At 66.4% G+C, this 26,994-nt stretch carries 17 protein-coding genes and 1 pseudogene; 11 read left to right on the top strand and 7 right to left on the bottom strand.

Going from position 1 to position 26,994, the window contains the following annotated elements:
• Nucleotides 1-93 precede the first annotated feature (93 nt).
• Nucleotides 94-1,284 (bottom strand): dipeptidase, encoded by a 1,191-nt coding sequence (locus AC3WJI_RS14645; protein WP_492758015.1) that lies wholly within the window; start codon nt 1,282-1,284, stop codon nt 94-96.
• Between the two features lie 241 nt (nt 1,285-1,525).
• Between AC3WJI_RS14645 and AC3WJI_RS14640 the strand changes: the two genes are divergently transcribed.
• The 4 genes and pseudogenes from AC3WJI_RS14640 (at nt 1,526) to AC3WJI_RS14625 (ending at nt 8,374) form a co-directional block, all read left to right on the top strand.
• On the top strand, nt 1,526-4,606 hold the full coding sequence (locus AC3WJI_RS14640) for a TonB-dependent receptor (protein ID WP_492758014.1): 3,081 nt from the start codon (nt 1,526-1,528) through the stop codon (nt 4,604-4,606).
• A 78-nt stretch (nt 4,607-4,684) separates the two neighbouring features.
• The gene (locus AC3WJI_RS14635) at nt 4,685-6,193 is read left to right on the top strand and encodes a tryptophan halogenase family protein (RefSeq protein WP_492758013.1); all 1,509 of its coding nucleotides are present in this window, start codon (nt 4,685-4,687) and stop codon (nt 6,191-6,193) included.
• Nucleotides 6,194-6,246: 53 nt separating this feature from the next.
• Nucleotides 6,247-7,727 (top strand): annotated as a pseudogene (locus AC3WJI_RS14630) (tryptophan halogenase family protein).
• Nucleotides 7,724-8,374, top strand: a complete 651-nt coding sequence (locus tag AC3WJI_RS14625; RefSeq protein WP_492758012.1) for a hypothetical protein — start codon at nt 7,724-7,726, stop codon at nt 8,372-8,374. Before AC3WJI_RS14630 ends, AC3WJI_RS14625 begins: the two are co-directional and overlap by 4 nt.
• 9 nt (nt 8,375-8,383) lie before the next feature.
• Here the strand turns inward: AC3WJI_RS14625 and AC3WJI_RS14620 are convergent, their stop codons facing one another.
• Both AC3WJI_RS14620 and AC3WJI_RS14615 read right to left on the bottom strand, forming a co-directional pair.
• Nucleotides 8,384-9,988: a DUF5597 domain-containing protein gene (locus AC3WJI_RS14620; RefSeq protein WP_492758011.1), complete on the bottom strand. Its 1,605-nt coding sequence runs from the start codon at nt 9,986-9,988 to the stop codon at nt 8,384-8,386.
• Nucleotides 9,989-10,004: 16 nt separating this feature from the next.
• Nucleotides 10,005-11,312 carry an L-fuconate dehydratase gene (locus AC3WJI_RS14615; protein WP_492758010.1) on the bottom strand — a complete coding sequence of 436 codons (1,308 nt, stop codon included), beginning with the start codon at nt 11,310-11,312 and terminating at the stop codon, nt 10,005-10,007.
• Between the two features lie 234 nt (nt 11,313-11,546).
• On the opposite strand from AC3WJI_RS14615, the gene AC3WJI_RS14610 reads away from it, so the two are divergent.
• From AC3WJI_RS14610 to AC3WJI_RS14600, 3 genes are read left to right on the top strand one after another with little or no spacing between them, the layout of a single operon-like run.
• Nucleotides 11,547-11,882 carry an L-rhamnose mutarotase gene (locus AC3WJI_RS14610; RefSeq protein WP_492758009.1) on the top strand — a complete coding sequence of 112 codons (336 nt, stop codon included), beginning with the start codon at nt 11,547-11,549 and terminating at the stop codon, nt 11,880-11,882.
• Complete coding sequence (locus tag AC3WJI_RS14605) at nt 11,879-12,913, top strand: aldo/keto reductase (RefSeq protein ID WP_492758008.1); 1,035 nt, start codon at nt 11,879-11,881, stop codon at nt 12,911-12,913. Before AC3WJI_RS14610 ends, AC3WJI_RS14605 begins: the two co-directional genes overlap by 4 nt.
• Nucleotides 12,910-13,641, top strand: coding sequence for an SDR family oxidoreductase (locus tag AC3WJI_RS14600; RefSeq protein ID WP_492758007.1), 732 nt, complete (start codon nt 12,910-12,912; stop codon nt 13,639-13,641). The genes AC3WJI_RS14605 and AC3WJI_RS14600 overlap by 4 nt, the downstream gene beginning before the upstream one ends.
• Nucleotides 13,642-13,644: 3 nt before the next feature.
• On the opposite strand, the gene AC3WJI_RS14595 is transcribed toward AC3WJI_RS14600, so the two are convergent.
• Nucleotides 13,645-14,436: an IclR family transcriptional regulator gene (locus AC3WJI_RS14595; protein ID WP_492758006.1), complete on the bottom strand. Its 792-nt coding sequence runs from the start codon at nt 14,434-14,436 to the stop codon at nt 13,645-13,647.
• A 155-nt stretch (nt 14,437-14,591) separates the two neighbouring features.
• Between AC3WJI_RS14595 and fucP the strand changes: the two genes are divergently transcribed.
• A complete protein-coding gene (gene fucP, locus AC3WJI_RS14590; protein ID WP_492758005.1) occupies nt 14,592-15,890 on the top strand; it encodes an L-fucose:H+ symporter permease in 1,299 nt (432 codons plus the stop codon).
• Nucleotides 15,887-16,693, top strand: coding sequence for an amidohydrolase family protein (locus AC3WJI_RS14585; protein ID WP_492758004.1), 807 nt, complete (start codon nt 15,887-15,889; stop codon nt 16,691-16,693). The genes fucP and AC3WJI_RS14585 overlap by 4 nt, the downstream gene beginning before the upstream one ends.
• Nucleotides 16,694-16,797: 104 nt before the next feature.
• Here the strand turns inward: AC3WJI_RS14585 and AC3WJI_RS14580 are convergent, their stop codons facing one another.
• From AC3WJI_RS14580 to lldD, 3 genes are all read right to left on the bottom strand, one after another.
• A complete protein-coding gene (locus tag AC3WJI_RS14580) occupies nt 16,798-18,996 on the bottom strand; it encodes a hypothetical protein (RefSeq protein WP_492758003.1) in 2,199 nt (732 codons plus the stop codon).
• Between the two features lie 122 nt (nt 18,997-19,118).
• Complete coding sequence (locus AC3WJI_RS14575; RefSeq protein WP_492758002.1) at nt 19,119-20,582, bottom strand: Gfo/Idh/MocA family protein; 1,464 nt, start codon at nt 20,580-20,582, stop codon at nt 19,119-19,121.
• A gap of 46 nt (nt 20,583-20,628) precedes the next feature.
• Nucleotides 20,629-21,786, bottom strand: coding sequence for an FMN-dependent L-lactate dehydrogenase LldD (lldD, locus tag AC3WJI_RS14570; protein ID WP_492758001.1), 1,158 nt, complete (start codon nt 21,784-21,786; stop codon nt 20,629-20,631).
• Between the two features lie 126 nt (nt 21,787-21,912).
• Here lldD and AC3WJI_RS14565 point away from each other — a divergent pair, with 126 nt between their 5' ends.
• Entirely contained in the window at nt 21,913-23,496 is a 1,584-nt protein-coding gene (locus tag AC3WJI_RS14565; RefSeq protein WP_492758000.1) for a glycoside hydrolase family 43 protein, read from the top strand.
• 279 nt (nt 23,497-23,775) lie between these two features.
• Nucleotides 23,776-26,961 carry a TonB-dependent receptor gene (locus AC3WJI_RS14560; RefSeq protein WP_492757999.1) on the top strand — a complete coding sequence of 1,062 codons (3,186 nt, stop codon included), beginning with the start codon at nt 23,776-23,778 and terminating at the stop codon, nt 26,959-26,961.
• Nucleotides 26,962-26,994: the final 33 nt, after the last annotated feature.

Here is a 26,994-nt window from a genome sequence, read left to right as displayed (position 1 = left end):
CGCGCTTCGATGCTTGGCACGGAGTCTTTTGAACGCGCAGACGCGCGCACCCACCCCCGGCCCCTCCCTGCCAGCAGGGAGGGGAGTGAAATGCTACCGTCCCTTCCTCTCGTCGGCGATGCGGACCAGCCGCAGCACGTTGCCGCTCCACATCTTCTCGATATCCTTCGCCGAATAGCCCGCCGCGCGCAGCCGTTCGGTGACCTTGGGCAGCGCGTCGATGTCCTCGTACCCCGGCACGCCGCCGCCGCCGTCCCAATCGGCGCCGAAGCAGACATGGTCGACCCCGGCCACCTGGATCAGGTGGAGCACCGCGCGCATATAGGTTTCGAAATCGGCCTGCTGCGACGGTGCAGTCGCCTCGATCTCGCGCAGCCGCCGGGTCAGCGCGGCGACCTGCTCGGCAGTCAGCCCGAGCTTGCCTGCGTCCTCGAGCTTGTCCGAGATCTCCGAGCGCTCGGCATTGGGGTTGGACTCGCCGAGATAGGCGCTGTTGACGCAGATCGCCCCGCCCGACGCCGCGAGCTTTCGGGCAAGCGCATCGCTGACGTTGCGCGGGTGATCGAATACCGCCTTGGTGCCGCTGTGCGACAGGATCACCGGCGTTTTCGATAGCGCTATCATCTGGTCGAGCACCGCATCCGACGCGTGGCTCGCGTCGAGCACCATGCCGAGGCGGTTCATCTCGGCGACCCATTGCTTGCCGAGCGGGCTGAGCCCGTTCCACTTGGGCGTGTCGGTCGCCGAATCGGCGAACTGATTGTTCTTGAAGTGCACCGGCGAGGCCATCCGCACGCCGCGCTTGTAGAATTCGCCGAGCAGCGAGAGGTCCTCGCCCAGCGGGTAGCTGTTCTCGATGCTGATGAAGCCAAAACGCTTGCCGGCCTTGTCGAGCCGCGCCGCGTCGCTCGCCCTGATCGCCAGCCCGATGCGGTCGGGAAATTTGGCGAGGGTCGCATGGATCTCGTCCGAGCGGCCGAGCGCAAAGGCCTTAGCCGCGGCGTAGCCTTCGGGAGTCAGCGGACCCGACGGGGTGTAGATCACGAAGAATCCGCCGTCCAAGTCGCCCGCGTCCATCCGTCCGAGATCTACCTGGACCGGATCGGTCGCATGGTCGTGCCGTTCGCCGAAATTCCAGCCCGGGCGGCTGAAATGGATGGGGGTGTCCAGGTGCGTGTCGAGTGTCAGGAGGCGCTTGTGCAGGTCCTTGTCGTCGCCGGGCGCGGCATAGGACGCGGCGGCGGCAGTGGTGGCGAGCAACGCAAGCAGGACAAGTCTTTTCATCGGTACCTCGAGTCAACGATCACGAATCATAGCTATGCCGCAGCGCCGCCCCCGTACAGCCCGCCCGCAAACGCCGCGCCATAGCCTTGCTGCATATTGCAATAGCTACTTGTATGTGAAAATTGTTAGCGCTAATAAATATGGCAGCTACCCCGCCCATCAGAGGCCCGGGGGGCGAGTGGAGGGGGTGCGGAACGGCATCATGCCGAGCGCTTCCCTTTCGTGGCTGAGGGGGAGTTTGATGGCTGAGGTTCGTTCGAGTCTTCATGCGTCGCGGGTGCTCCGCACCGGCATTTCCACCATTGCGCTGGCCGCCACCGGCTGGGCGGCATCGGCTTTCGCCGCCGATGATCCGTCTGTCGTGACAGCGCTGCCACAAGATCAGAGCGCGCAACCGAGTCCGGCGCCGCCTGAGGATCAGGACCAGGTCGTTGTTACCGGTATCCGCGCGTCGCTCACCAGCGCGCGCAACATCAAGCGCAATTCCGACCAGATCGTCGATTCGATCAGCGCGCAGGACATCGGCGCGCTGCCCGACCGATCGGTCTCTGAGGCGCTCCAACGCATTCCCGGCATCACGCTCCAGCGCACCAACGAGAATCGCGATCCGGCGCGGCTCGCGGCCGAGGGCGGCGGGGTGTTCATCCGCGGGCTGTCCTGGGTGCGCTCCGAGGTCAATGGCCGCGACATCTTCTCGGCCAATAGCGGCCGCGGGCTGAGCTTCGAGGATGTCTCGCCCGATCTGCTCGCCGGCGTCGACGTCTATAAGAACCCTTCGGCCGAGATGGTCGAAGGCGGAGTGGGCGGCATCGTCAATTTGCGCACCCGCAAGCCGTTCGACCAGAGCGGCCAGCTGCTCGCGGTGTCAGGCGACTACAATTATGCCGACATGCGCAAGCGCGGCTATTGGTCGGCCAATGGCCTGTACAGCAATCGCTGGGAGACCGGGCTCGGTGACATCGGCATCCTGGTCTCGGGCAGCATCAACAATATCGGTAACCGCACCGACAGTATCCAGCTCGGCACCTATACCGTGCGCGCCAATGGCGGCGCGCCGGCCGGGTTCCAGAACATCCTCGTGCCCTCGTCGCTCGGCTGGCGGCGGATCGACTGGCAGCAAAAGCGCACCTCGGTCGACGGATCGATCCAGTGGAGCCCGAGCCCGGAAATGACCTTCACAGCAGAGGCGTTCCTCTCCTCTGCCGACCCCAAGGACATGGAGCATGCCGAGGGCGTCTATTCGCTTCCCGACTATGAATCCTCGTACAAGGTCAATGGCGACGGCGTGCTCGATGTCGGTTCGTATACCAACGCCAATATGGACCTCGACACGCGCTACGGCGAGTCGCACAAGGTTACGCGCGATTATTCGCTCAACTGGAAATGGGCGCCGGGCGACCATTGGGCGGTCAGCGCCGACGTCCAGCGCGTCACCTCGAGCGCCGACGTGCTGAGCTTCACTGCCTTTACCGAATTCGGCATCGCCCCGGGCTTCTTCGACGCGCGCCGCCCCAACATCGCGTTCGACCTGCGCGGCAACAGTCCGAGCGTCACTGCTACCGAGAACGGTGCATCGCTGGCGAACGCCGCCAATTACTGGTGGGCCGCGGCGATGGACCATCTCGAGGACAATCGCGCCGGCCAATGGGCTGAGCGCTTCGACGTCGAATACACTTTCGACGACGACAGTTTCCTCAAATCCTTCCGCGCCGGCGTGCGCGCCACCGATCGCGACGCGGTCACCCGGCAGACCGGCTATAATTGGGGGCTTCTCTCACAGCAATTCTGGGGCGCGACGGGCAATGCGCCGCCGGTCTATGTCAACCAGACCGGCTACGACACCTATGTCAACAACAACGGCACGGCCACCGATCCGCTGCCAGACGGTCGCCCGGCGACAGCCGACGACTTCACGATCAACGGCCAGCGCAATCCCGGCCTTCCCAACCAGGCCGAGCAGTTCAACTATAGCGACTTCTTCCGCGGCAAGATAGGCGTTCCCGGCGTGGGCTGGTTCCCCTCGACCGGACTGATGACCAACGGCACTGCGAACGCCTATGATTATCTCCGCGTCACGCAGAGCTCGGGCTGGGGCTGGGCGCCGCTGACCGATGCGAGCTTCGAGAACGCCAATCCGGGCTCGGACAACGTGCTGGGCGGCGTCGCCACGCAAAGCGAGAAGACGCTGGCCGGCTATGGCATGCTGCGTTTCGGCGCGGGGGCGCTCGATGGCAATATCGGCGTCCGCGTCGTCCGCACCCGCAACGAAGCGGTCGGCTATCTCAGCATCGGCACGATCACTTCGGGCTGCGTCGCCACGCCCACTGCGCCACAATGTGCCGGGGTCGCCGCCGCGATCGCCTTTTCGAACAACGGCGCCGGCGGACGGCTGTCGAATGCGACTTACAAGAACAGCTATACCGACGTGCTGCCGACGCTCAATCTGCGCTACAAGGTCACCGATGACCTGCAATTGCGCTTCGCCGCGGGAAAGGCGATGGTCCGGCCCAATTTCTCGCAGCTGCGCCCCTATGCCTCATTGAGCTTCACGCTCAACACCGCGGGCACTGCCTTGCTGCCCCAGCCGCTCGGCCTGACCGGCCAGGCGGGCAACCCGTATCTTCGGCCAACCAAATCGACCCAATTCGATTTCAGCGCCGAATATTATTTCGGCCGGTCGAACAGCCTGACCTTCGCGGCCTTTTACAAGGACGTGAAGGACTATATCATCTCGGGTAATGTCGACGAGACCTATGTCAGCAACGGCCAATCGCTGACCTTCAACGTCACGCGCGCGGTCAATGGCGATCACGGCAAGATCAAGGGCGTCGAGCTTGCCTATACTCAGTTCTTCGACATGCTGCCGGGCGCGCTCGGCGGGCTGGGCTTCCAGGGCAATTTCACTTGGGTCGACAGCAGCGGCGGCGCCAATCAGCCGGTCAACACGCTCGATCCCAACCAGATCAACAACGCCAACGATACGACGTTGCCGCTCGAGGGCCTGTCGAAATGGAGCTACAACGTCGCCGCGATCTACGAGAAATACGGCGTCTCGGCGCGGCTCGCCTATAATTGGCGCTCCGAATATCTGCTGACCACCTCCGCGGCCAACCTCAACGCGCCGGTCTGGTCGGAGGATTACGGCCAGCTCGACGGCTCGATCCTCGTCAGCATCACGGACAATATCAAGATCGGGGTGCAGGGCACCAATCTGCTCAACACCCGCACGTTCCTGGACGTCGGAGGTGCGGTCCTCCATCCGCGCTACAGCTGGACCGATACCGACCGGCGCATCGCCGGTATCATCCGGGCCAGCTTCTGATCCCAGAAACTGGGCGGCGCCTCATCCGGGGCGCCGCTCTTTCTTGCGGAGTTCGCCGCGCCTAAGCTTCGGGGGAGCATGTCCGACCAGGCCATCCGATCGATCTGCATCGTCGGCGGCGGCACCGCCGGGTGGATCAGCGCGGCGGTGCTCGCGCGCTTCCTTGCGCCCGAGCGTTGCCGCATCACCCTGATCGAGTCAGAGGAAATCGGCACGATCGGCGTCGGCGAGGCGACGGTACCGCTGATGCAGCACCTCAACGGGCTGCTCGGGATCGATGAGCGCGACTTTGTCCGCGCGACGCAGGGGAGCTTTAAGCTCGGCATCGAATTTCGCGATTGGGGCAGGATCGGCGACGCGTTCTTCCACGGCTTCGGCGATTATGGCGACGCGATCGAAGGCGTGGCGCCGCACCATCATTGGTTGAAGCTGCGCGGGGAGGGCGATGCGACGCCGCTCGGCGCGTATAGCCTGCCTGCCGCGATGGCCCGCCGCGGCCGCTTCGCGCCGCCCTCGTCCGATCCGGGCAATCCGCAGCATTTCTACCGATACGCCTATCATTTCGACGCCCTGCTCTACGCTCGCTTCCTGCGCGACTATGCCGAGGGGCGCGGTGTGCGCCGGATCGAGGGCAAGGTGGTCGATACCGTCTTGAACGGAGAGAGCGGCCATATCGCCGCGGTGGTCACCGCCGACGGCCAGCGACACGCCGCCGACCTGTTCGTCGACTGCTCGGGCTTTCGCGGGCTGCTGATCGAGGAGGCGCTGGGCACAGGCTATGAGGATTGGCGCCACTGGCTGCCGTGCGACAGCGCAGTGGTCGCGCCGAGCGCGCCGACCGGACCGCCCGCGCCCTATACGCTGTCCACCGCGCGCGAGGCCGGCTGGCAATGGCGGATCCCGCTCCAGCACCGGATGGGCAACGGCTATGTCTATGCGAGCCGCTTCACCGACGATGCGCGCGCCCGCGATCTTTTCACTGCGAATATCGACGGGGATCTGCTCGCCGATCCGCGCGTGCTGCGCTTCACCACCGGGCGGCGGCGGAGGTTCTGGAACCGCAATTGCGTCGCGATCGGGCTCGCCGGCGGGTTCATGGAGCCGCTCGAATCGACCAGCATCCAGCTGATCCAGACCGCCATCGCGCGGCTCATCGAATATTTTCCCGACCGCAATTGGGACCCGCGCATCGCCGACGAATATAACCGCGTCACGACGAGCGAGTTCGAGCGGATCCGCGACTTCCTGATCCTCCATTACAGCCTCACCCGCCGCGACGACGCGCCGCTCTGGGATTATTGCCGGTCGATGGCGGTGCCCGACACGCTGCGCCACAAGATCGAGATGTTCCACGCCAGCGGGCGGGTCGCGCTGCTCGCCGAGGAATCGTATCAGGAGCCGAGCTGGGTGGCGATCTTCGCGGGCAACGGCGTGGTTCCCGATCGCTATGACCCGCTGGTCGACCGGCTCGATCCCGAGCGCCTGCGCGCCGGCCTCGCGCACCGCCGCGCAGAGGTCGCCCGCGCGGCGGAGGCGATGCCGCCGCACCAGCTTTTCATCGAGCGTTGCAGGCTCGCGGCGGCGTGAGCGACGATCGCATCCGCACCATCCTGATCGCCGGCGGGGGCACTGCCGGCTGGATGGCAGCGGCAGCGCTGGCGGTGGCGTTTCGGCCGCACCAATGCCGCGTCGTCCTGGTCGAATCGGATGAGATCGGCACGGTCGGCGTCGGCGAGGCGACGATCCCGCCCATCCAGCTGTTCAACCGGATGCTCGGGATCGACGAATGCGATTTCCTCGCGGCGACGCAGGGGACGTTCAAGCTCGGGATAGAGTTCGATGGCTGGCAGCGCGAGGGGGCGCACTATTTCCATCCCTTCGGGCGTTATGGCGACGATTTCGGCATGGCGCCGTTCCACCAGCACTGGCTGCGCGCGCGGGCGCTGGGCGCCGACACGCCGATCGACGCCTATTCGCTTAACCACCAGGCGGCATATCGCGGCCGGTTCGAGGTGCCGACGCCGAAATCGGGGCGGGTATTCTCGACTTTCTCCTGGGCCTATCATTTCGATGCAGCGCTCTACGCACGCTATCTCCGCGCGTTCGCCGAGGCGCGCGGCGTCGAGCGCGTCGAGGGGCGTGTCGCCGATGTCGTGCTGCGGGGCGAGGACGGGTTCGTCGATCGGTTGGTCCTCGCCGACGGCCGTGCACTCGGCGCCGAGCTGTTCCTCGACTGCACCGGCTTTCGCGGGCTGATCACCGAGGCGATCGATACCGGCTACGAGGATTGGTCGCACTGGCTGCCGTGCGACCGCGCGCTGGCAATCGCGTGCGCGCGGGTCGCCGACCCTTGCCCTACACCCGCGCAACCGCATGCGCGGCGGGATGGCAATGGCGCATCCCCCTCCAGCACCGCACCGGCAACGGCCAGGTCTATTGCAGCGGCGCGATTTCGGACGAGGCGGTGCACGCCAGCCTGCTCGGCAACCTCGACGGACTTCCGGAAGGCGAGCCGCGCGCGCTCCGCTTCGCCACCGGGCGGCGACGACGCCCGTGGCATCGCAATTGCGTCGCGCTGGGCCTTGCCGGGGGCTTTCTCGAGCCGCTCGAATCGACCAGCATCCATTTGATCCAGACGGGGATTTCGAAGCTGCTGTCGCTGTTTCCCGATCGCAATTGCGATCCTCGGCTGGCGCAGGAATATAGCCGGCTCGTCGACGTCGAGATGGAGGCGGTGCGCGACTTCCTCGTCCTCCATTATCGCGCCAACGAACGCGAGGAGCCGTTCTGGCGCCAGTGCCGTGCGATGCCGATCCCGGATACGCTGGCGGACCGTATCGAGCTGTTCCGCGCCAGCGGCCGGCTGGTCGAGCGGCCGGGCGACGTCTTCAATCCGCCGAGCTGGCTCGCCGTGCTGACCGGGCAGGGCATCTCGCCTGCTGGGCACGATCCGCTTGCCGACAGCGTCGCGCCGCAGGAATTGGCGGCGATCCTCGCCGGCATGCGCCAGGTGATCGATCGCGCCGCCGGTCAGATGCTCACGCACGCGAAGTTCATCGACCGATATTGCCGCGCCACGCCGCGCGCCGATGCCGCTCGCCTCATAGGAGCCGAAAGATGAAGCACCGCATGATCCTGCCGGCGCTGCTGCTGCTGATGAGCGCCGCGTCGCCCCTGTCCGGCGCGCGGGCGCAGGACATCGCGACGGGCGTTACTTCGGCCAAGACCGTGAGCACCGTCGTCATCAGCGCCGACCCCGCTCTCTCGGGTGGCCGGCTGGTGCTACGCGTGGCAGCGCAGAACCGGACCAAGGCGCCGGTTCCCTTCGGCCCCGCCTCGGTGCGGATCGCCACCGGAGCGGGGGAGGGGGTCGTGATCCTGCCCCTCGCGGCGCTGATCGCAGAAGCGCGCGCCGCGGCGGGGGACGGAGGCGGGTCGGTCTCGGGCGTGATCGAGGCCCCGGCGATGCTCACCAACAATGCCGGCCAGCGCGACGTCAGCGGCTATACCGGCGGCATGGGGGCCGGCGTCGCGCAGGGATCGCGCCGGCGCAAGCCCAAGGCTACCGACGTCGCCGCGGCCGACGCGCAGGTGGCGGCCTTGAAGGCCGGCATCCTCGCCGACGGGGTGATCGCGCCCGGACAGGTCGCCGCCGGGCAGCTCGTCACCGAGAAGATCAAGTTCCGCGACAAGCGCGCGCGGGGGCTGGTGGTGACGGTGATGATCGCGGACGAGGCGCACCGCTTCACATTCGACGCTCCGCAGTAGATCAGTCGGTCACGGCCAGGTCGCGAACTTCACCTTGAGCACCTGCGGCTCGCCGGTGAAGTTGAGCCCATAATCGGTCTGGTCACCGTTCCAGACGCGATCGAAAACCCATTTGCCTTCGGCGAAATGGCCTTCCTCGACGCGGTCGAACATCAGATTGCGGCCGCCCGGATCGGCGAGCGCGAACTCCACGCGCGCGTCGAAGCCTGTCACCAGATATTCGTCGGGGCCCATCCGCGCGACGGCGAGGCCGCCCAGCGGTTCGGCATTGCCCTTGGGCGCCTCGAAGCCGAATTGCCCGCGTCCGAACGTCACCGTCGCCTCGTACGCGCCGAGGTCGAGCGACTGGCTGTGCTTGGCCGTGGGGTCTGTGGGCTCAGCGACGCCCCACACCTGACTCTCGAAGGCGAGCCGCGCCCATTCGCGCTGCATCGGCCGGAATAGGCGGTAGTTGCGCGCGAACAGGTCGATCGTCGCCGCGTCGAGGGTCGGTGCGCCGAGCGGGAAGTTCGAGTAGCCGGTCGCGTCCATCCCGAAAATCGACCAGCCGACGGCGCCGCGGCCGATCGTCGGGAAGAAATAGCGGGCATAGCCGCGCGCATTGCCGGTCTCCGGTACGAACAATGGATTGTCGGCGCGCGCGTACGCATCGAGGAAGCCGAGATACGCCTTATGATCGGGATTGTAGATGTCGGGCCCGACCAGATCGAGGTGCGGTGCTGCAGGCTTGTACACGTCGATCACGGTGTGCGCCGGGCCGCCGCTGGCATAGGTGTTGGGGTCTTGCCAGCCGAACGGGCTGCCGGTCAGCGCCGCATTGGCGTACATCGGCAACGGCTTTACCGCCTTTCCGGCCGCGGCGACCTGATCGATGTACCGCGCGACGTGCCAGCTCTGAAAGAACAGCTCGGCATCGCGGCCATAGACTGCCGCCCAAGTCCCCGGCTGCTTGCTCGTCTGCTTGAGCAATGCCGCGGGGACGGGGCCGGCGAATAGCCGGTCGGCTTCGGGCGAATGATCGCGCGCGCTGCTATAGTTGCCGGGCTCGTTCTCGACCTGGACGAGGATCACGGTGTTCTGGGAGTCGCGCGCGCGCAGGTGCCGCATCAGCGCGACGAACGCCTTGGTGTCGGCTTCGAGAGTCGACTTGGCCAGCGGTGTGAAGGCGTAGTGCGTCTTGCCGTCGCGCCCGATCATCCGCGGGAAGCGTGCATTGTCGCGCTTGACCCAGCCCGGGGCATAAGCGGTGCCGGTGTTCTTCCACGTCGCGAACCACAGCAGCACCAGCCGCACGTCATGCTCGCGGGCCTGTTCGAGCAGGGTGTCGAGGAAGGCGAAGTCGAACTTGCCTTCCTGCGGCTCGATCTGCTCCCAAGCGATCGGCACTTGCAACGTGTTGGCCTGGAGCCGATCGATCACCGGCCACACCTTGGGCAGCATCGCCGGATAGTTGCTCGAATTATTGACCTGTGCGGCGAGCATCAGGAAGGGCGCGCCGTCAACGATCAGCGCGTGCTTGCCGCCGCGCGAGACGATGTGCGGCACGTCTTGCGCCGCGGCGGGGACTCCGAGCAGCGCCGCGAGCGCCGCCAACACTCCCAGCACCCGCCGCATCGAAATTCCCCCCCGATTATTCGGCCGCGTCTGCCGCCAGCACTTGCCCATCCTTGCGATAGCGGAAAGTCGCCAGGCTCGCTGCCTTCATTTCGATCGAAAAGCCCGGCAGGGTCGGCGCGCGATAGGCGCCGCGCTCGATCACGCAGGGGTCGACGAAATGCTCGTGGAGATGGTCGACATATTCGATCACGCGGCCTTCGGTCGTGCCCGCAAAGCACAAATAGTCTATCATCGCGAGGTGCTGGACATATTCGCACAAGCCGACGCCGCCGGCATGCGGGCATACCGGCAAGTCGTACTTCGCCGCCATCAGCAGCACCGCCAGCACTTCGTTGACACCGCCCAGTCGGCACGCGTCGATCTGCACCACGTCGATCGCGCCGCGCATGATGAACTGCTTGAAGACCACTCGGTTCTGGCACATCTCGCCGCTGGCGACGCGCATCGGCGCGATCGCCTCGCGGATCTGGCGATGCCCCTCGACATCGTCGGGGCTGGTGGGTTCTTCGATGAACCAAGGATCGGCAAAGGCGAGCGCGCCGAGATGCGCGACGGCCTGATCGACTTCCCAAACCTGGTTGGCGTCGATCATCAGCTTGCGGTCCGGACCCAACGCCTCGCGCGCGATCCGGACGCGACGGACATCGTCCTCCACCGAACGCCCAACCTTGAGCTTCACATGGTCGAAGCCCTCGGCCACGGCTTCGTGGCAGAGCCGCGCGAGCTTCTCGTCCGAATAGCCGAGCCAGCCCGCCGAGGTGGTATAGGCGGGATAGCCCTTGTCGCTCAGCGTCGCGATACGCTCGGCCTTGCCCGTGGCGCGCGCCTCGAGCAGCGCCAGCCCTTCCTCGCGCGTAACGCAGTCGGTGATGTAGCGAAAGTCGATCAGCCCGATCAGCTCGGCCGGGGACATCTCGCCGATCAGCTGCCACAAGGGCTTGCCGGCCACCTTGGCGAGCAGGTCCCACACCGCGTTGACCACCGCGCCGGTGGCGAGGTGGATCACCCCCTTTTCGGGCCCGATCCAGCGCAGCTGGCTGTCGCCGGTGATGTGCGCCCAGAAGCGCGCGCCGTCCTCGCGGATCCAGTCGAGGTCGAGCCCTTCGACCAAGGGCGCCAGCGCCTCGATCGCCGCGCAGACGATGTCGTTGCCGCGGCCGATCGTGAAGGTGAGACCGTGCCCTTCTAGCCCGTCATCGGTCTCCAGGATGCAATAGGCCGCCGAATAATCCGGATCGGGATTCATAGCGTCCGATCCGTCGAGCATCTGCGACGTCGGGAAACGGACGTCGAGCACGCGCAGCTTGCGAATTATCGTCATTGTGCGGAGACCGGCCCCCGATATGCTTGCCGGCGCGTCGCGCATGCCCTGTCGATCATCGGTTTTGCTGCCCCCTCCAAAACACCGCGCGATACCTCCGCGCCGCGACACTGCATGTTCGCAGATGATTTGAATTTTTATAGGTGCGAATTGGCTGTGGTGCAAGTTTCCTGTTGTGCTAGAGGCGCGGCGAGGATCACAGCGCCAGGATAGGCGCCGCGAAGAAGGGACACGATGGCAATCCGGCACTGCTTTGCGCTCGATCTGATCGACGATGCGGCGCTCATCGCCGAATATGAGGCGCGCCATGCGCCCGGCGCGGTCTGGCCGGTGGTGCTCGATCATCTCCGCGCGCAGGGCGTCGAGACGATGGAGATCTGGCGCACCGGCGATCGCATGGTGATGATCTCCGAAGTGGCCGAGGATTACCCCCGCGCTGTGGTGGCGCCGGCCGAGATCGAGGATTGGGAAGCGCTGATGTGGCGTTTCCAGCGTGCGCTGCCGCATGCCGCGCCGGGCGAGAAATGGGTGCCGATGCAGCGCATCTTTGCCTTCGGCGAGACGCGATGATCGCGACACGCCGCCTGCCGAGCTGCGGGCTCGAATTGTCCGAACTCGGGCTGGGCACCGCACCGCTCGGCAATCTCTATCGCACCGTCTCGGATGAAGATGCCACCGCTGCGGTCACCGCCGCGCTCGCGGGCGGCATGGGCTACGGCGACACCGCGCCTTATTACGGCTTCGGCCTCGCGGAGAAGCGGCTCGGTGCCGGGTTGGCAACAGCGGAAGGCGTGGTCGTCTCGACCAAGGTGGGCCGCCTGCTCGTGCCGGTGGAGGGCGCGCTTCCAGCCGAGCGGCACGGCTTCCGTTCGGCCGAACCCTACGAACCGGTCTATGACTATTCCTATGACGGCGTGCTGCGCTCTCACGAGGCGAGCTTGGCACGGCTCGGCGTCGAGCGGATCGATATCCTGCTCGTCCACGATATCGGCCGGCTGACGCACGGCGACCGCCACGCCGGGCGGATGGTCGAACTCGACGGCGGGCTGCGCGCGCTCGAACGGCTGCGCAGCGAAGGCGCGATCACGGCGTTCGGGATCGGCGTCAACGAATGCGAAGTCGCGCTCGAATTGCTAGGCCGCGCGTCGCTGGACGTGATCCTGCTCGCCGGTCGCTATACCCTGCTCGAACAGGGCGCGATGGACGCGCTGCTGCCGCGCTGCATCGACGCAGGCGTCGGAATCGTGATCGGTGGCCCCTATAATAGCGGGATATTGGCGGGGCAGGGGACGCGCGCCGACGCGCATTACGATTATGCCGCGGCGCCTGCGCCGATCGTCGAGCGCGCGCGGCAGATCGAGGCGGTCTGCGCACGGCACGATGTCGCGCTCGGCGCCGCCGCCCTGCAGTTCGTGCTCGGCCATCCTGCGGTGGTCAGCGTGGTCCCGGGGCTGGCGAGCGCCGCCGAAGTCGCCGAGACGCTCGCGCGCTACGCGACGACGATCCCGGTGCAGCTCTGGGCCGAACTCAAACATCTCGGGCTGCTGCGCGGCGATGCGCTCGTCCCGACGACCGAAACATTGGAGACACTAAGGGCATGACGGGCAGGCTTGCAGGAAAGACGGCGCTGATCACCGGCGCGGCGCACGGGATCGGCCGCGCCACCGCCGAACTCTATGTCCGCGAAGGCGCGACGGTATGGGCGGTGGATCGCGACGGCGACGCGCTCGCAACGCTCGCCAATTGCGTCACGCGCCAAGTCGACATCTGCGACGCCGCGGCGATCGACGCGCTGTTCGCCGAGACGCCTCCGCTCGACATATTGTTCAACTGCGCCGGCATGGTCGCCGCCGGCACGATCCTCGACTGCAGCGAAGCCGATTGGCAAGCGTCGTTCGATCTCAACGTCACCGCGATGTTCCGCATGATCCGCGCGGCGCTGCCGGCGATGCTCGCAAAGGGCAGCGGCTCGATCGTCAACATGGCGTCGGTCGCGAGCTCGATCACCGGCGTGCCCAATCGGTTCGCTTATGGCGCGTCCAAAGCGGCGGTGATCGGCATCACCAAGGCGGTCGCCGCCGATTATGTCGCGCAGGGCATCCGCTGCAACGCGATCTGCCCCGGCACGATCGACACCTCCGCGCTCCATCAAAGGCTGCGCGCGACCGGCGATTATGAGAACGCCCTGGTCGCGTTCAACGCGCGCCAGCCGATGGGCCGGCTGGGCAAGGTCGACGAGATCGCCGCGCTTGCGCTCTATCTCGGCTCGGACGAATCCAGCTTCACCACCGGGCAGATCCAGGTGATCGACGGCGGCTGGACGGTCTGATCCTCAGATCCGGCTGTCGCCTTCGACGAGCTGCTCGGAGATCTGCGCTGCGGCGAGCCGGACCAGCTCGGCGGTCTCCTTGGCGGAGACCGAGGGCTGGAGCTTCTTGAGATAGGGCACGGTCAGCGCCGCCGCCGCCATCCCGCCGCGCATCACCGGTGCCGATACGTCGGTCACCCCGGCGACGAACTGGCTCGGCGTAAGCTCGACCTGGCGCTCGCGTATCTCGTCGGCATGCCGGCGGAACGCTGCCAACTCGGCTTCGGGCAAGGGCGGATCGAGCAGGGCTTCCCAGCGCTCGCGGACATCCTCGGGCTGGAAGGCATAGAGGATCACCCCCGACGCCGCCTGGTGCAGCGGCCGACGATAGCCGACGCGGACCGAAAAGCCGAGCTGCTCGCTCGATTCCATCCGCGCCACCACTACCATTTCGCCCAAGGTGTGCATGGCGAGGTGGCACGACTGGCCGACGCTCGACGCGAGCTGGCGCATCACCGGCAGCGCCGCCTCGATCAGGTTGCGCGTGCGCGGCTGCTGCATGCCGAGCGAGAACAGCCGGTCGGTCAGCCGGTAGCCTTCGTTCGACGGATCCTGCTCGATATAGCCGCGGAATTCGAGCACCTGGACCATGCGGAACAGCTCGCCATGCGAGCGTTCGAGCCGGTTGACGATTGCCGTCAGGGTCATCGGCCGCGCCTCGGTCGCCAGCAGCTCGAGGATGTCGAGACCCTTCTCCAACGCCGGCGCGCGATAGCGCGAATCGATCTCGCTCTTGTCTTCAGCGACCTTCTTCACGGCACCCCCTCATGGCGTTCTGTCCCGCACCGTGTATCTGTTGCTGGCCCCGGAATGAAGATGGCGGCGACAGATGAGGCACAGCGCTTGTTGCATTCGTATTTGAAGAGTGTTTTTATATGCGCAAGACCCAAAACGGGCGGCGCAGGGAGAGAATGAGCGTGGAAGCCCAGATCGCATCGACCGAGGTTTCGCCCCGCGGCGCACGTCCGTCAGCGCTGCTGCCGGTGGTACTGATCGTCGCCTTGTTCTTCCTCTGGGGCATGGCGAACAACCTCAACGACGTGCTGATCGCGCACTTCAAGAAACTGTTCACCCTGAGCGACCTGCAGGCCGGGCTGGTCCAATCGGCATTCTATCTCGGCTATTTCTGCCTCGCGATCCCGGCCGCCTTGTTCATGCGTGCCAACGGCTATCGCGCGGCGGTGCTCGCCGGGCTCGGGCTCTACGGCGCCGGTGCGCTATTGTTCTGGCCGGCAGCGAGCGCGCAGAGCTATCCCTTCTTCCTCGCCGCCTTGTTCGTGATCGCCGGCGGACTCGCCTTTCTCGAGACTTCGGCGAACCCGCTGATAGCGCGGCTCGGCTCGGAGGAAACCGCCGCGCGGCGCCTCAACCTCGCCCAGGCGTTCAACCCGCTCGGGTCGATCGCCGGCGTGGCGCTGGGCAGCCAGTTCATCCTGTCGGGAGTCGCGGTGTCGCCGGCGCAGATTGCGGCGATGGAGCCGGCCGCGGCGGCGGCGTGGCGCGCGCAGGAGGCGGCGTCGGTGCAATTGCCGTATTTGCTGATCGCGCTCGTCGTGATCGGCTGGGCGGTGCTGATCCGTGTCGTCCGCTTTCCCGCCGTGGCGACCGAGCGTGATGTCGACGAGGGTGTCGGGGCACTCGATGACTTTCGCATCTTGCTGCGCGAGCCGCGCTTGCTGTTCGGCGTGGTCGCGCAATTCTTCTATGTCGGCGCGCAGGTCGGCGTGTGGAGTTTCCTGATCCGCTATTCGCAGGTCGCGCTGCCTGGGACCGGCGAGCATCGCGCCGCGGGCTGGCTCACGCTGTCGCTGGCCTTGTTCATGGCCGGGCGCTTCGCCGGCGCGGCGCTGATGGGGCGAATCGCCGCGCTGCCGCTGCTGGCCAGCTTCGCCGGGATCGCCGCCTTGCTCTGCGCCATTGCCGCGACATTGGGCGGAGCATTGGGGATCGCCGCGCTCGTCGCGACGAGCTTCTTCATGTCGATCATGTATCCGACGATCTTCGCCGAGTCGGTGGCGGGGCTGGGGACGCGCACCAAATCGGCCGCGGCACTGCTGGTGATGGCGATCATCGGCGGCGCGGTGCTGACCGCGCTGATGGGCTACGTCTCGGACGTGAGCGGCTCGATCCTGTGGGCGATGCTGGTGCCGGCCGGGGGCTTCCTTGTCGTGCTGGCGTTCGCGCTAAAATCCAGGGCGGGCGCGGCTTGATCGATGCGCATGTGCATGTCTGGCAGATTGGCCGCAACGGCTGCGTCTGGCCGGACGCGGATCTTCCCACGATCCACCGCGACTTCGATCTTGCCGGCTATCGTGCCGCGGCGGGGCAGGGCGTCGAGGGCGTCCTGCTCGTCCAGAGCCAGACCGACCCGGCCGACACCAATTGGCTGCTGAGCCTCGCCGATCCGCTGATCGCGGGCGTGGTGGGCTGGGTCGACCTGGCTGCGCCAGATGCAGAGGCACGCGTCGCAGCCTTGGCCGATCATCCGCGGCTGCGCGGCCTGCGGCCGATGGTGCAGGGTCTGGCGGACGACTGGTACGATCGGGCAGACGACGCGGCGCTGACGGTGATGGCGGCGCAAGGGCTCGTGCTCGAAGCATTGATCCAGCCGCGCCATCTCGAATCACTCGCGCGGCTCGCGTCGCGGCACCCCGAATTGCAGATCGTCATCGATCACGCCGCAAAACCGCAGGCGCAGGGTTTCGACTCGTGGTCGCGCGGAATCGACTCGATCGCCCGATGCGCGAATGTCCACGCCAAGCTGTCGGGGCTGGTGACCGAGACCGCGCCGGTGGCCGATGTGTTCGACCGACTGTGGCGCGCGTTCGGACGCGAGCGGCTGATCTGGGGGAGCGACTGGCCGGTGCTGACGCTTGTCGCAAGCTATGGCGATTGGCTGGAAAAGGCGCGCGCACTGGTGCCGGTCGGCGATCACGCGGCGATATTCGGGGGCAATGCGCAGCGCCTGTATCGGCTGGAGCACGGCCGGCCGGACGGCGGAAAAGGGAGTTAAACGCCGCCCGGCCGTACCCCTTAGGGGGAACCCTGCGGAGCCTAACCTTCATACTCCTGAATAGGTCGGGCGAACAGTACGGAAAAACACCTGAGCGGGACAGTTCAAGGCAGCGGGGTGATCCCCTCTGCGCGCACTTTCCAACCACGGCGGGGGAATCCGGGCGCCGGTCCCGACGATCCGTCCCAACCTTGCGCCATCATCCCGACCGCGAGCAGCAGTGAGCCGTTCGACGGGAAATAGGTCTCGGCAGCGCGCGCATAGCCGGGGCCGTCCGGACCGAGTCCCGCGCTTCCCGCGGCGGGGCCGACGAGTTGCTTTTCCTCTTCGAGATGCACGCGCGGGGTCATCCCGCTGACGCCCCAGCGATTGTTGGGCAGGTCGCGGAACAGCCAGTCGACCGCCCGCTCGCGATCCCCCAGCCGCGCCGCGGACATTGCGATCACGGGGAAATCCCAGCCCCAGGTCTGCCGCAGGTCCCAATGGTCTTCGGTTGCCGCCAGCGTGCGCCGCATCGCCGCTGGATCGACGCGGCCGGGGATCAGTCCATAGGCCATCAGGAATGAGGGGTGGTCGCGATTGAGGCAGCGTGGCGGCGTCGCGTGGCGGCTGCATTCGGGTGCGCTGCTCGTGCGCCAGAAATCGGGTTCGCTCTCGACCGGCAGGTACAGCCCGTCGCGCTCGGGCGGTGGCGCGAGCCCGGCGATCACGCGATCCCATTCCGCGTTGCGCGCCAGCCCGCGCCGTTCGCGCCAGCGCTGCGCGGTGCCGAGCGCCCAGCGATAATATTCAATCTCGAAGGCAGGGTCGATCGTGGTCAGCGGCGGATGGTTCTCCTGCACCGGGATGATCGGAGGACCGAGCACATAGCGGTCGCCCTCGCGTCGCGGCCAGCTGGCGAGCAGCTCGGCGGTCTGCTCGACCATTTCGCCATAACGCTCGAGCGTCGCTCGGTCGCCGCGTGCGCGCCGGACCAGTTCGGCGAGGTAGATCGGGTGCGGCTGCTGCCACATGATGAACGGGTTGACCGTGCTCGGGCTGTTCCAGCCATTGGGGCCGGTCATCTTGCTCCACCACGCGCCCTTTACGCCGTGGCTGCGTGCTAGCCGCTGCGCCTGGGGCAGGACCTGGAGATACCAGCCGAGGCTGCGTTCGAGCAGTTCGGGCCGGCCCCAGCTCGCCCAATGCCCGGCATGGAAGATCGGCATCTCGAGGTGGAACTTGCCGTTCCAGCTGTTCGAGAACAGCCCCTCCTCCTGCGGCGGATATTCGCCGGCCTGATTGATCGCGGCGAGATATTGCGAGAGCACGACGCGGCGTTCGAGTTCGGCGGCGCGCGGATCGGTGCTGCCGCTGAAGTCGATCGCGCCGCCTTGCGTCCAGTAATGCTGCCAGTGCCGCGCGACCGGCGTGACGTCATAGGCGCCAGGCGCCTGCCGGATGCGCTCGAAGCCCACTGTCACGTCGAGCCGGTCGCCGTCACGACGCAGCACGCGAAAGCTATGCGATCCGGCTCGGGTGATTGCACTTCCGGGCGAGCCGATCGCCGAGAAATATCGCGTGTCATCAAGCAGGCGCTCGGCGACCAGCTGCCCAGGCCCCTGTTCGAGGATACGCGTTCGGTGGCTTTCGTCATGCGTCCAGTCGGATGGGTCGGGATTGAGCTTCGCCGACACGCCCGGATAGCGCACATCGACGCCTATCCGGCCCTGCGCCACCAGCGGCGAGCGGATCGACACCATTACCATGTCGCGGTCCGGATGCACGCGTGTCTCGACGGTCACCGGCTGGCCGTCGAAGACGAAGCTGCTGGTCAGCGATCCCGACCACAGATCGAGCTTCTGCCGCGTCGCCGACAGGTCGGAGAAGCGTGCCTGGGTGCCGTCTCGCCGCAGCAGCGCGAGGCTCACCCGACCGAGCGAGAAGCGATGCGGGTTCTCGCGCAGCCATTGCAACGCGGGACGTTTCTCGATCTCGGACCAGTCGCGGATCCACGGATAGCCCTGCTCGCCGCGGCCGGGCACGGGGACCATTACCAGCCCGTCGCGCTCGCTATAGCCCTTGGGATTGGGGAAGCTGTGCCACGCCCATTGCGCCATCGTCAGCAGCGGCGCGATCGGCGCATATTGCTCGGGAAAGGTCTGCAGCCCGGTGATGTCGGCGGTGAAGCCAAGATTGCCGTTGCCGAGCATCAGCGGGGCATGCGGGTCGACGCGGGTGAGCGTCACGTCGTGGCGGTTGACCAAGGCATGCCGGTCGATCGGCTGGGCGAGGGCAGGGGCCGCGCTCGCACATACCAGCATCAACCCCGCGAAAGCAGGAACCCACATCCGCAACGCGCGGCGAAAGGCATGCGTGCACTCGCCGATACTGTAGGAGATGGGTCCCCGCTTTTGCGGGGATGACGGCGCATAGGTCAATCTGCTCAGCCCTGCTGCAATCGCATCGGCATCGGCACGCGCTCCTTGTGCCCGGGCATCTTGGGGAGCTTGGGCATGTCGAGGCCGGTGATCAGGTCGGCGATCTTCACCGGCTGGCCGGTCTCGAAACATTTGTCTGCCGCGATGCCGATCAGGCACGAGGCGGCGCCGCCCCGCTCGTCGGCGGCGCGCATCAGTGGATCTCTGGGCGCGTTGGGATCGAAGATGTCGGCGAGCATCACCGCGTCGCCGCCGCCATGCGACCCCGCGCCGGTGTCGGGCTGGATGTCGCGTGCCTCGCCCCGCATCGGGATGATCCGCGTCTTGATTCGGTCCTCGTCGCGCTCGTTGCTCGCGCCCGCGGTGGCGCCCTGCTCGACCACGCTATGCTCTAGGCGGCCCTTGGTGCCGTTGAACGCGACGGTATAGCCTTCCCAGGCATTGAATGCATTGAGGCTGTAGCTGAGCGTCGTGCCCCCGGCATAGCCGACGATCACGTTCATCGTGTCCTCGATGCTGATCTCGGGCCGCCAGACGCATTGGTCGCGGAAATAGCCGTCATATTTCTCGGCATCGAGGTAGAGCGCCTTGAGCCCGGGATCGGCGGCGAGATCGAGGAAGAAGGTGCATTTGTCCTTCTCCGGGCAGGTGTGGCAGCGCTGGTGCGCGCCCTGCAGCCCGAAGCGGCGCGCCATTTCGGGCGTGTAGAATTCGCGCTTGCCGGTGGCGTTGACGCTGACCGGCATGTCCGACAGCCACCAGTTGACCAGGTCGAAATGGTGCGTCGCCTTGTGCACCATCAGGCCGCCCGAAATGGCCTTGTTCGAATGCCAGCGGCGGAAATAGTCGGCGCCGTGGACGGTGTTGAGCAGCCAGTGGAAATCGACCGACAGTATGTCGCCGATCACACCGGACATCAGCAGCTCCTTCACCTGGCTGCGGAAGGGCGAGTAGCGATAGTTGAAAGTGACGCGAATGTGCCGCCCGCTGCGCTTGACCGCGTCGAGGATCGCCTGTGCCTTGGCCGCGGTGGTCGTCATCGGCTTTTCGGTGATGACGTTGACCCCGGCGTCGAGCGCGCGGATGATATAATCGTTGTGGAAGGCATCGGGCGGGGTGACGATCACTGCGTCGGGCTTCTGCTCGCGCAGCATCTTGTCGAAATCGGCGGCGAGATAGGGCTTGGGCGGCGTGGCGCCCACGGCGATGGCGTTGCGCGCGACATAATCGAGCCGCCCGGGATTGGTGTCGCAGACCGCGACCAGCTCGCCATGCGCCTTGTGCGGTCCCCACAGGGCCTGCTGGTACATCCGATTGCGGCTGCCAACACCGACGGCGACGTAGCGCTTGCGCTTGGCCGCCGCGATGCTCGCCGCATTGGCGTCGAGCGCAGTGGCGAGCGCAGTGCCCGCCGCAAGCCCGCCGAGAACGTCCCGCCGCCCGAGGGCGGTTCCTTCGCTACGATCCATCTTCCTCTCCCTGCCGGGCGTTATGCCCGTGCCTTATCTCCAAAGCTCAGCGGCGCATCGTCTCCACCAAGGCGTCACGCGTGATCTGGTCGACGCTGGTACAGCCGGTCAGCGCCATCGCGACGCGCATCTCGGCCTCGACCAGCTTGAGCATGTGGCTGACCCCGGCTTCGCCGCGCGCGGCGAGCGCGAACGCCCAGGCGCGGCCGAGCAGCACGCCCTTGGCGCCGAGCGCCAGCATCCGCACGACGTCGAGCCCCGAGCGCACGCCGCCATCGGCGAGCACGGTCAGCCGGTCGCCAACGGTATCGGCGATCGCCGGCAGCGCATGCGCGGTCGAGGGGACGCCGTCGAGCTGGCGCCCGCCATGGTTCGACACGACAATCCCGTCGGCGCCGATCTCGGCCGCGGCGCGGGCGTCCTCGGCGTCGAGGATGCCCTTGATGATCAGCGGCCCGTTCCAGCGCTCGCGGATGAAGTCGAGGTCGCGCCAGCTCACCGTCGGGTCGAAATTGTTGCGCATCCAGGCGAAGAAGTCCTCGAGCCCGGTATTCTTGCCGAGCACCGGCGCGACGTTGCCGAGCTGGTGCGGCCGCCCGTGCACCCCGACGTCCCACGCCCAATGCGGCCGCTTGACCGCCTGCCAGATCCGGCGCAGCCCGCCCGCTGCGCCGCTCGCCCCGGCGAGCCCCGAGCGATAGTCGCGATAGCGCGATCCCGGCACTGGCATGTCGACGGTGAACACCAAGGCGTTGCACCCGGCCGCGACTGCCTGGTCGAGCAGTTCGCGCATGAAGCCGCGGTCGCGGATCATGTAGAGCTGGAACCAGAAGGGCACGTTGGTGCCGCGCGCGACTTCGCTTAAGGGGCACGCCGACACCGTCGACAGGCAGAAGGGGATACCGGCCTTCTCCGCCGCCCGTGCCGCCTGCACTTCGCCGCGCCGCGCGTTCATCCCCGCCAGCCCGATCGGCGCGAGCGCGACCGGCATCTTGAGCTTCTGCCCGAACAATGTCGTCGAAAGGTCAAGCGACGAAATATCCCGCAGGATGCGCTGGCGCAGCGCGATCGCCGCGAGATCGTCGACATTCCGCTTCAGCGTTACTTCGGCGTAGGAGCCGCCGTCGATATATTCGAACAGGAAATGCGGAAGCCGCCGGCGGGCGAGTTCGCGGTAATCGAGAGTGGAAGCTGCGCGTCTCATTGCCTGACATGATGTGCCATAAGATGGGAGCCGCTGTCGAGCCGGATTGGTGCAGGATGCCCGCCGGGCTTGGCGGACGCCAGCGATAAATGGTAGCGCTCCCATAAACCGGGAGGAGAGGCCGATATGTGGAAGTTTGCGGCGATCATGCTAACGCTCGCGACGCCGGCCGCGGCCCATGCGCAGGCGAGCTACACGAACCCGATCCTCTATGCCGATTATTCCGATCCCGACGTTATCCGCGTCGGGCAGGACTATTACATGGTTGCCTCGAGCTTCCATTTCTCGCCCGGCATCCCCGTGCTCACGTCGCGCGACCTCGTCCATTGGCGCATCCTCGGGCATGTCCTGCCGAAGCTGCCGTTCGGGCCGCTCTACGACATGCCGGGACCGCACACGCTGACCGACAAGATCTCCAAGCCGATCGGCGGCACGAAATATGCCAGCGGCGTCTGGGCGCCGAGCATCCGTCATCACGCCGGCAAGTTCTACGTCTATTGGGCGACCCCCGACGAAGGCGTGTTCATGGCTGCCGCGACCGATCCGGCCGGCCCGTGGACTGCGCCCGTTGCGGTGATCGCCCAGCCCGGACTCGAGGACCCGTGCCCATTCTGGGACGAGGACGGCAGCGCATGGCTGGTCCATGGCAAAGTCGGCGCCGGTCCTTTGGTACTCCACCGCATGCGCCCCGACGGTACCGGCGTGCTCGACCAGGGCAAGGTGATCGCCGAGGACAAGGAAAAGCTCCCGGTCCTCGAAGGCCCCAAGCTCTACAAGCGCGGCGGCTATTACTATATCTGGGCGCCGATCGGCGGCGTCGGCACCGGGCCGCAGGCGGTAGGCCGCGCGCGCGAGATCCGCGGACCCTATGAATGGCGGACCGTGCTCGAGCCGGGCAACACCCCCGTCCAGGGGCCGCACCAGGGCGGCTATGTCGAGACGCCGTCGGGCGAGGGCTGGTTCGCGCATTTCAATTCGACCGGCGCGTTCGGCCGCATCGTCCACCTCCAGCCGGTGCGCTGGGCCGAGGGCTGGCCGATCGTCGGCGAGCCGATCCCCGACAAGGCATCGGGGCAGCCCGTGCTCAGCTATCGCATGCCGGACACCGGCGCCGTGCCCACCAGCGATCGGATCCAGGACTCCGATGAATTCATGGGCCCGCGGCTGGGACTGCAATGGTCATGGAACCAGAACCCGCTCGACAGCGCGTGGAGCCTGTCGCGGCGCCCCGGCTGGCTGCGGCTCACTGCGCTCCCCGCCGAGCATCTCGTCACTGCGCGCAACACGCTGACTCAAACCCTCCAGGGCCCGCGCAGCCGAATCACGACGCGGATCGACGTCGGTCGCATGGCCGAGGGTCAGCGCGCCGGTCTCTCCCTGTTCGGCGTGCGGCCAAGCTGGATCGGCGTGGTGCGGGCGGGCGGCGTCAACCACGTCACTTTCGCCTCGGAGGGCGAGGAGACCCAAGGCCCGCGGTTGGCCGGCGCGACCGTGATCCTGGCTGCCGATGTCGGCGAAGACCAGACGGTGCGCTATTCGTACAGCCTCGACGGCCGCCGCTTCATCCCGCTCGGTCCGCCGCTCTGGCTGGCGCGCTTCTCGTGGTGGAAGGGCTCGCGGCCTGCCTTGTTCACTTTCACGCGGGGGGACGCGGCGACTCGGGGTTCGATCGACGTTGACTGGTTCAGGGTCGCACGCGAGGCGCGCTAGCAATTCGTCCCTGTGAGCGGGGAGGGGACAGGGTGGCGGTCGCACAAAAACCGCTGTGCCATTTTTGTCGCAGATGAAAAGTTTCGCGTGGACCTCACTGCGTCGACCTCAGCAAGTAATTGAGAAATAATCGACATCGCCGAATTTGCAAGATTGTTGTTCCCCGCTTCCCGCCCATTGACAACGTAGGACAAGGTGGTAGCGTTAACATCGAGAGGCGACTTCGCCGGCTCATATAAAAACCATGCGGCGCCTCGACGCGCCGACAAGGAGGGGACAATGAACAGCATTCGGCTTTCGCCGGCGCTCGCGCGCTCGGCTTCCGCGCTCGCCATCGCCGCGAGCTTCCTGATGCCCGCTGCGGCCTATGCGCAGGATGCGGGCAGCGCTGCACCCGAGGCGGCGACGCCCGCATCGCAGGACGAACCCGCGGGCGACGAAGTCGTCGTCACCGGCATCCGCGCCAGCCTCGAACGCTCGATCGCGATCAAACGCGAATCGTCGGGCGTGGTCGACGCGATCTCGGCTGAAGACATCGGCAAGTTCCCCGACACCAACTTGGCGGAATCGCTCCAGCGCATCCCGGGCGTGTCGATCAACCGCACCAACGGCGAAGGCTCGCTGGTCACCGTTCGCGGCTTCGGCCCGACCTACAACATGGTCACGCTCAACGGCCGCCAGCTCGCCACCTCGACCGTCTCGGTGGTCGGCGGCGACCAGAATGCCGACGGCGCGCAGGGCACCAGCCGCTCGTTCGACTTCTCCAACCTCGCCACCGAAGGCGTCCGCACGCTGGAGGTCTACAAGACCGGCCGCGCCGCGGTTCCCTCGGGCGGCATCGGTGCGACGATCAACGTTGTCACCCGGCGGCCGCTCGACGGCAACAATACCGGCCTCAACGGCAGCATCGGCGCCAAGGCGGTGTACGACACCAGCGTCAACGACTGCATCGATTGCGGCTCGAAGGTCACGCCCGAATTCTCCGGCGTGCTGAGCTGGAGCGATCCGGAGCAGCGCTTCGGCGTATCGCTGTTCGGCAGCTATCAGAAGCGCAACTACACTTCGATCGCGGCGACTTCCAACGACTGGAACATCGTACCGTACAGCACCTTCCTGACCGGCGGCTTCGTGCGCAACACTCCGGCGACGGTGGTGGGCGATCCGCCGATCCCGCAGATCTGCGCGGGCAGCACCCCGGCGGCCAATTGCACGGTGATCAACAACGCGCCGTCCAATCCCAACCAGCTGGTCGCGATCCCGAACGACAGCCGCTATCACTATGCCGAGGGCACGCGCGAGCGCATCAACGGCCAGGCGGTGATCCAGTTCAAGCCGACCGACGCGCTGACGCTGACCGCCGACGCGCTCTATGCGCAGAACAAGCAGCGCGAAACGCGGTCGGACCTGTCGAACTGGTTCAGCCGTCCGTTTGACGTGGTAACGTTCGACGGCAATCCCACGGTCGCGACCGCGCAATATCTGCGCGAGACGATCAACGGCCAGAAGGACGAGGGCTTCGAAGCGCAATCGCGCGCGCAGAAGGGCCAGCTCCAGGATTACGGCCTCAATGCGCAGTGGGAGCTGGCGAGCAATTTCTCGCTCAACCTCGACGGCCATTATTCCAAGTCGTCGAGCCGTCCGGATAATCCCAATGGCGTGACCTCGACCTTGGTCGGCATGGGCGCCAACGTGGTCGCGCAGCATTCGGTCGATTACACCAACGGCATCCCGCAGCAGGACATCACGTTCGGCGCGAGCGGGCCGCTCGACGTCAACGACGTCGGCTCGCAGGTCGGCCGTACCAACCGGTCGACTCAGGAGCAGACCGTCAAGCAGATCCGCGCCGATTTCGGCTGGGATCTGGGCGCCGGCAGCCGGTTCGATTTCGGCGGCGACTATCGCAAGACCGACATGCACCAGACTTTCGTCGCAACCCAGCAGACGCTGGGCGACTGGGGCATCAACAGCCCCGGCGACGTGGAGCGGCTGGCGCCCGGCGCGCTGCAGGGCTTCTGCCTCGAGTGTAAGTTCGACAAGTTCAATCCGGGCGGCGATCCGGAATCGCAGCTCGCCTTCCGCGGCGTGGCGTCGGACATCTATTCGATCCTCTCGCCTTATTATGCCGGCCGCGGCAACGCGGTGGGCGTCACCAGCAACCAGGACAATCGGGTCAAGGAAGAAATCTGGTCCGCTTATGGCCAGCTGACTTGGAAGGGCGACCTGGGCGGTGCCGATGCGCGCCTCGTCGCCGGTCTTCGCTACGAGCGTACCAAGTCGCACACCACCTCGCTCGAAGCGATCCCGGGCGCGATCAACTGGGTGTCGGACAACGACTTCACCGTGGTGATCTCCAACGCGACCCAGGTGGTCGACGACGGCCACAGCTACGATCAGATCTTGCCGTCGATCGACTTCCAGGTGGAAGTGGCGCGCAACCTGATCGGCCGCCTCTCCTACAGCAAGACGATAGCGCGTCCGAACTACAACAGCCTCTACACCGCCACGACGGTCGGCGGTCCGCCGCGGCCGATCTACAATGGCGGCATCCCCAATGCGAATGTCGGCAACGCCCGGCTGTCGCCCTTGGTCTCGGACAATTTCGATGCTTCGCTGGAATGGTATTTCAAGCCGGACAGCTATGTGTCGGTCGCGTTCTTCGACAAGCGCGTCCACAACTTCATCGGCAACGGCCAGACCAACACCAGCCTGTTCGGGCTGCGCGATCCGAGCTCCGGCACGTCGGGTCGTTCGGCAGCCGCCCGGGCCGCGCTGCAGGGGCTTGGCGTTGGAACCAGCGACGTCAATCTGTTCGTGATGACCGCGCTGATCCAGGCGCGCGGCTCGGTCGCGGCGGCGACGACCGAGTTCAGCGCGAACTACAATACGGCAACCGGCTCGCTCAGCGACGCCTATGTGCAGGCGATCAATAATTCGCTGGACGTGAATGCGAATGCCGCCGATCCACTGTATCAGTTCCAGCTGTCGCGGCCGATCAACAACAAGGATGCCGAGATCTACGGCGTCGAGCTTGCCGGCCAGTATTTCCTCGGCAGCACCGGCTTCGGCATCGGCGCGCAATACACTCTGGTTCGCGGCGACGTCGGCTTCAACATCGGAGCGAGCCCGGGCGAGGATCAGTTCGCACTGTTGGGGCTCAGCGATACCTTCAGCGGTACTCTGATCTACGAGAAGAACGGTCTCTCTGCGCGCGTCGCCTATAATTGGCGCGACAAGTTCCTGTCGGGGATCAATCGCCAGGGCTCGCGCAACCCTGAGTTCACGGCGCCGTTCGGCCAGCTCGATGCGACGATCAGCTACGAGATCACGCCGAACATCGCGGTCACGCTTGAGGGGATCAACCTCACCGAGGAGAGCGTGCGGACCTACGCCCGCGACGAGAAGCAACTGTGGTACGCACAGGAACTCGACCGCCGCTTCCTGCTCGGTGCGCGCTTCAAGTTCTGAGCCGCGCAAGGCCTGAAAGAGCGGAGAGGGGGC

This window comes from Sphingomonas sp. FW306-1B-B10E (assembly GCF_058782005.1).
The sequence above is the reverse complement of the archived record's forward strand: the minus strand, read 5'-3'. Positions and strand labels throughout refer to the sequence as shown.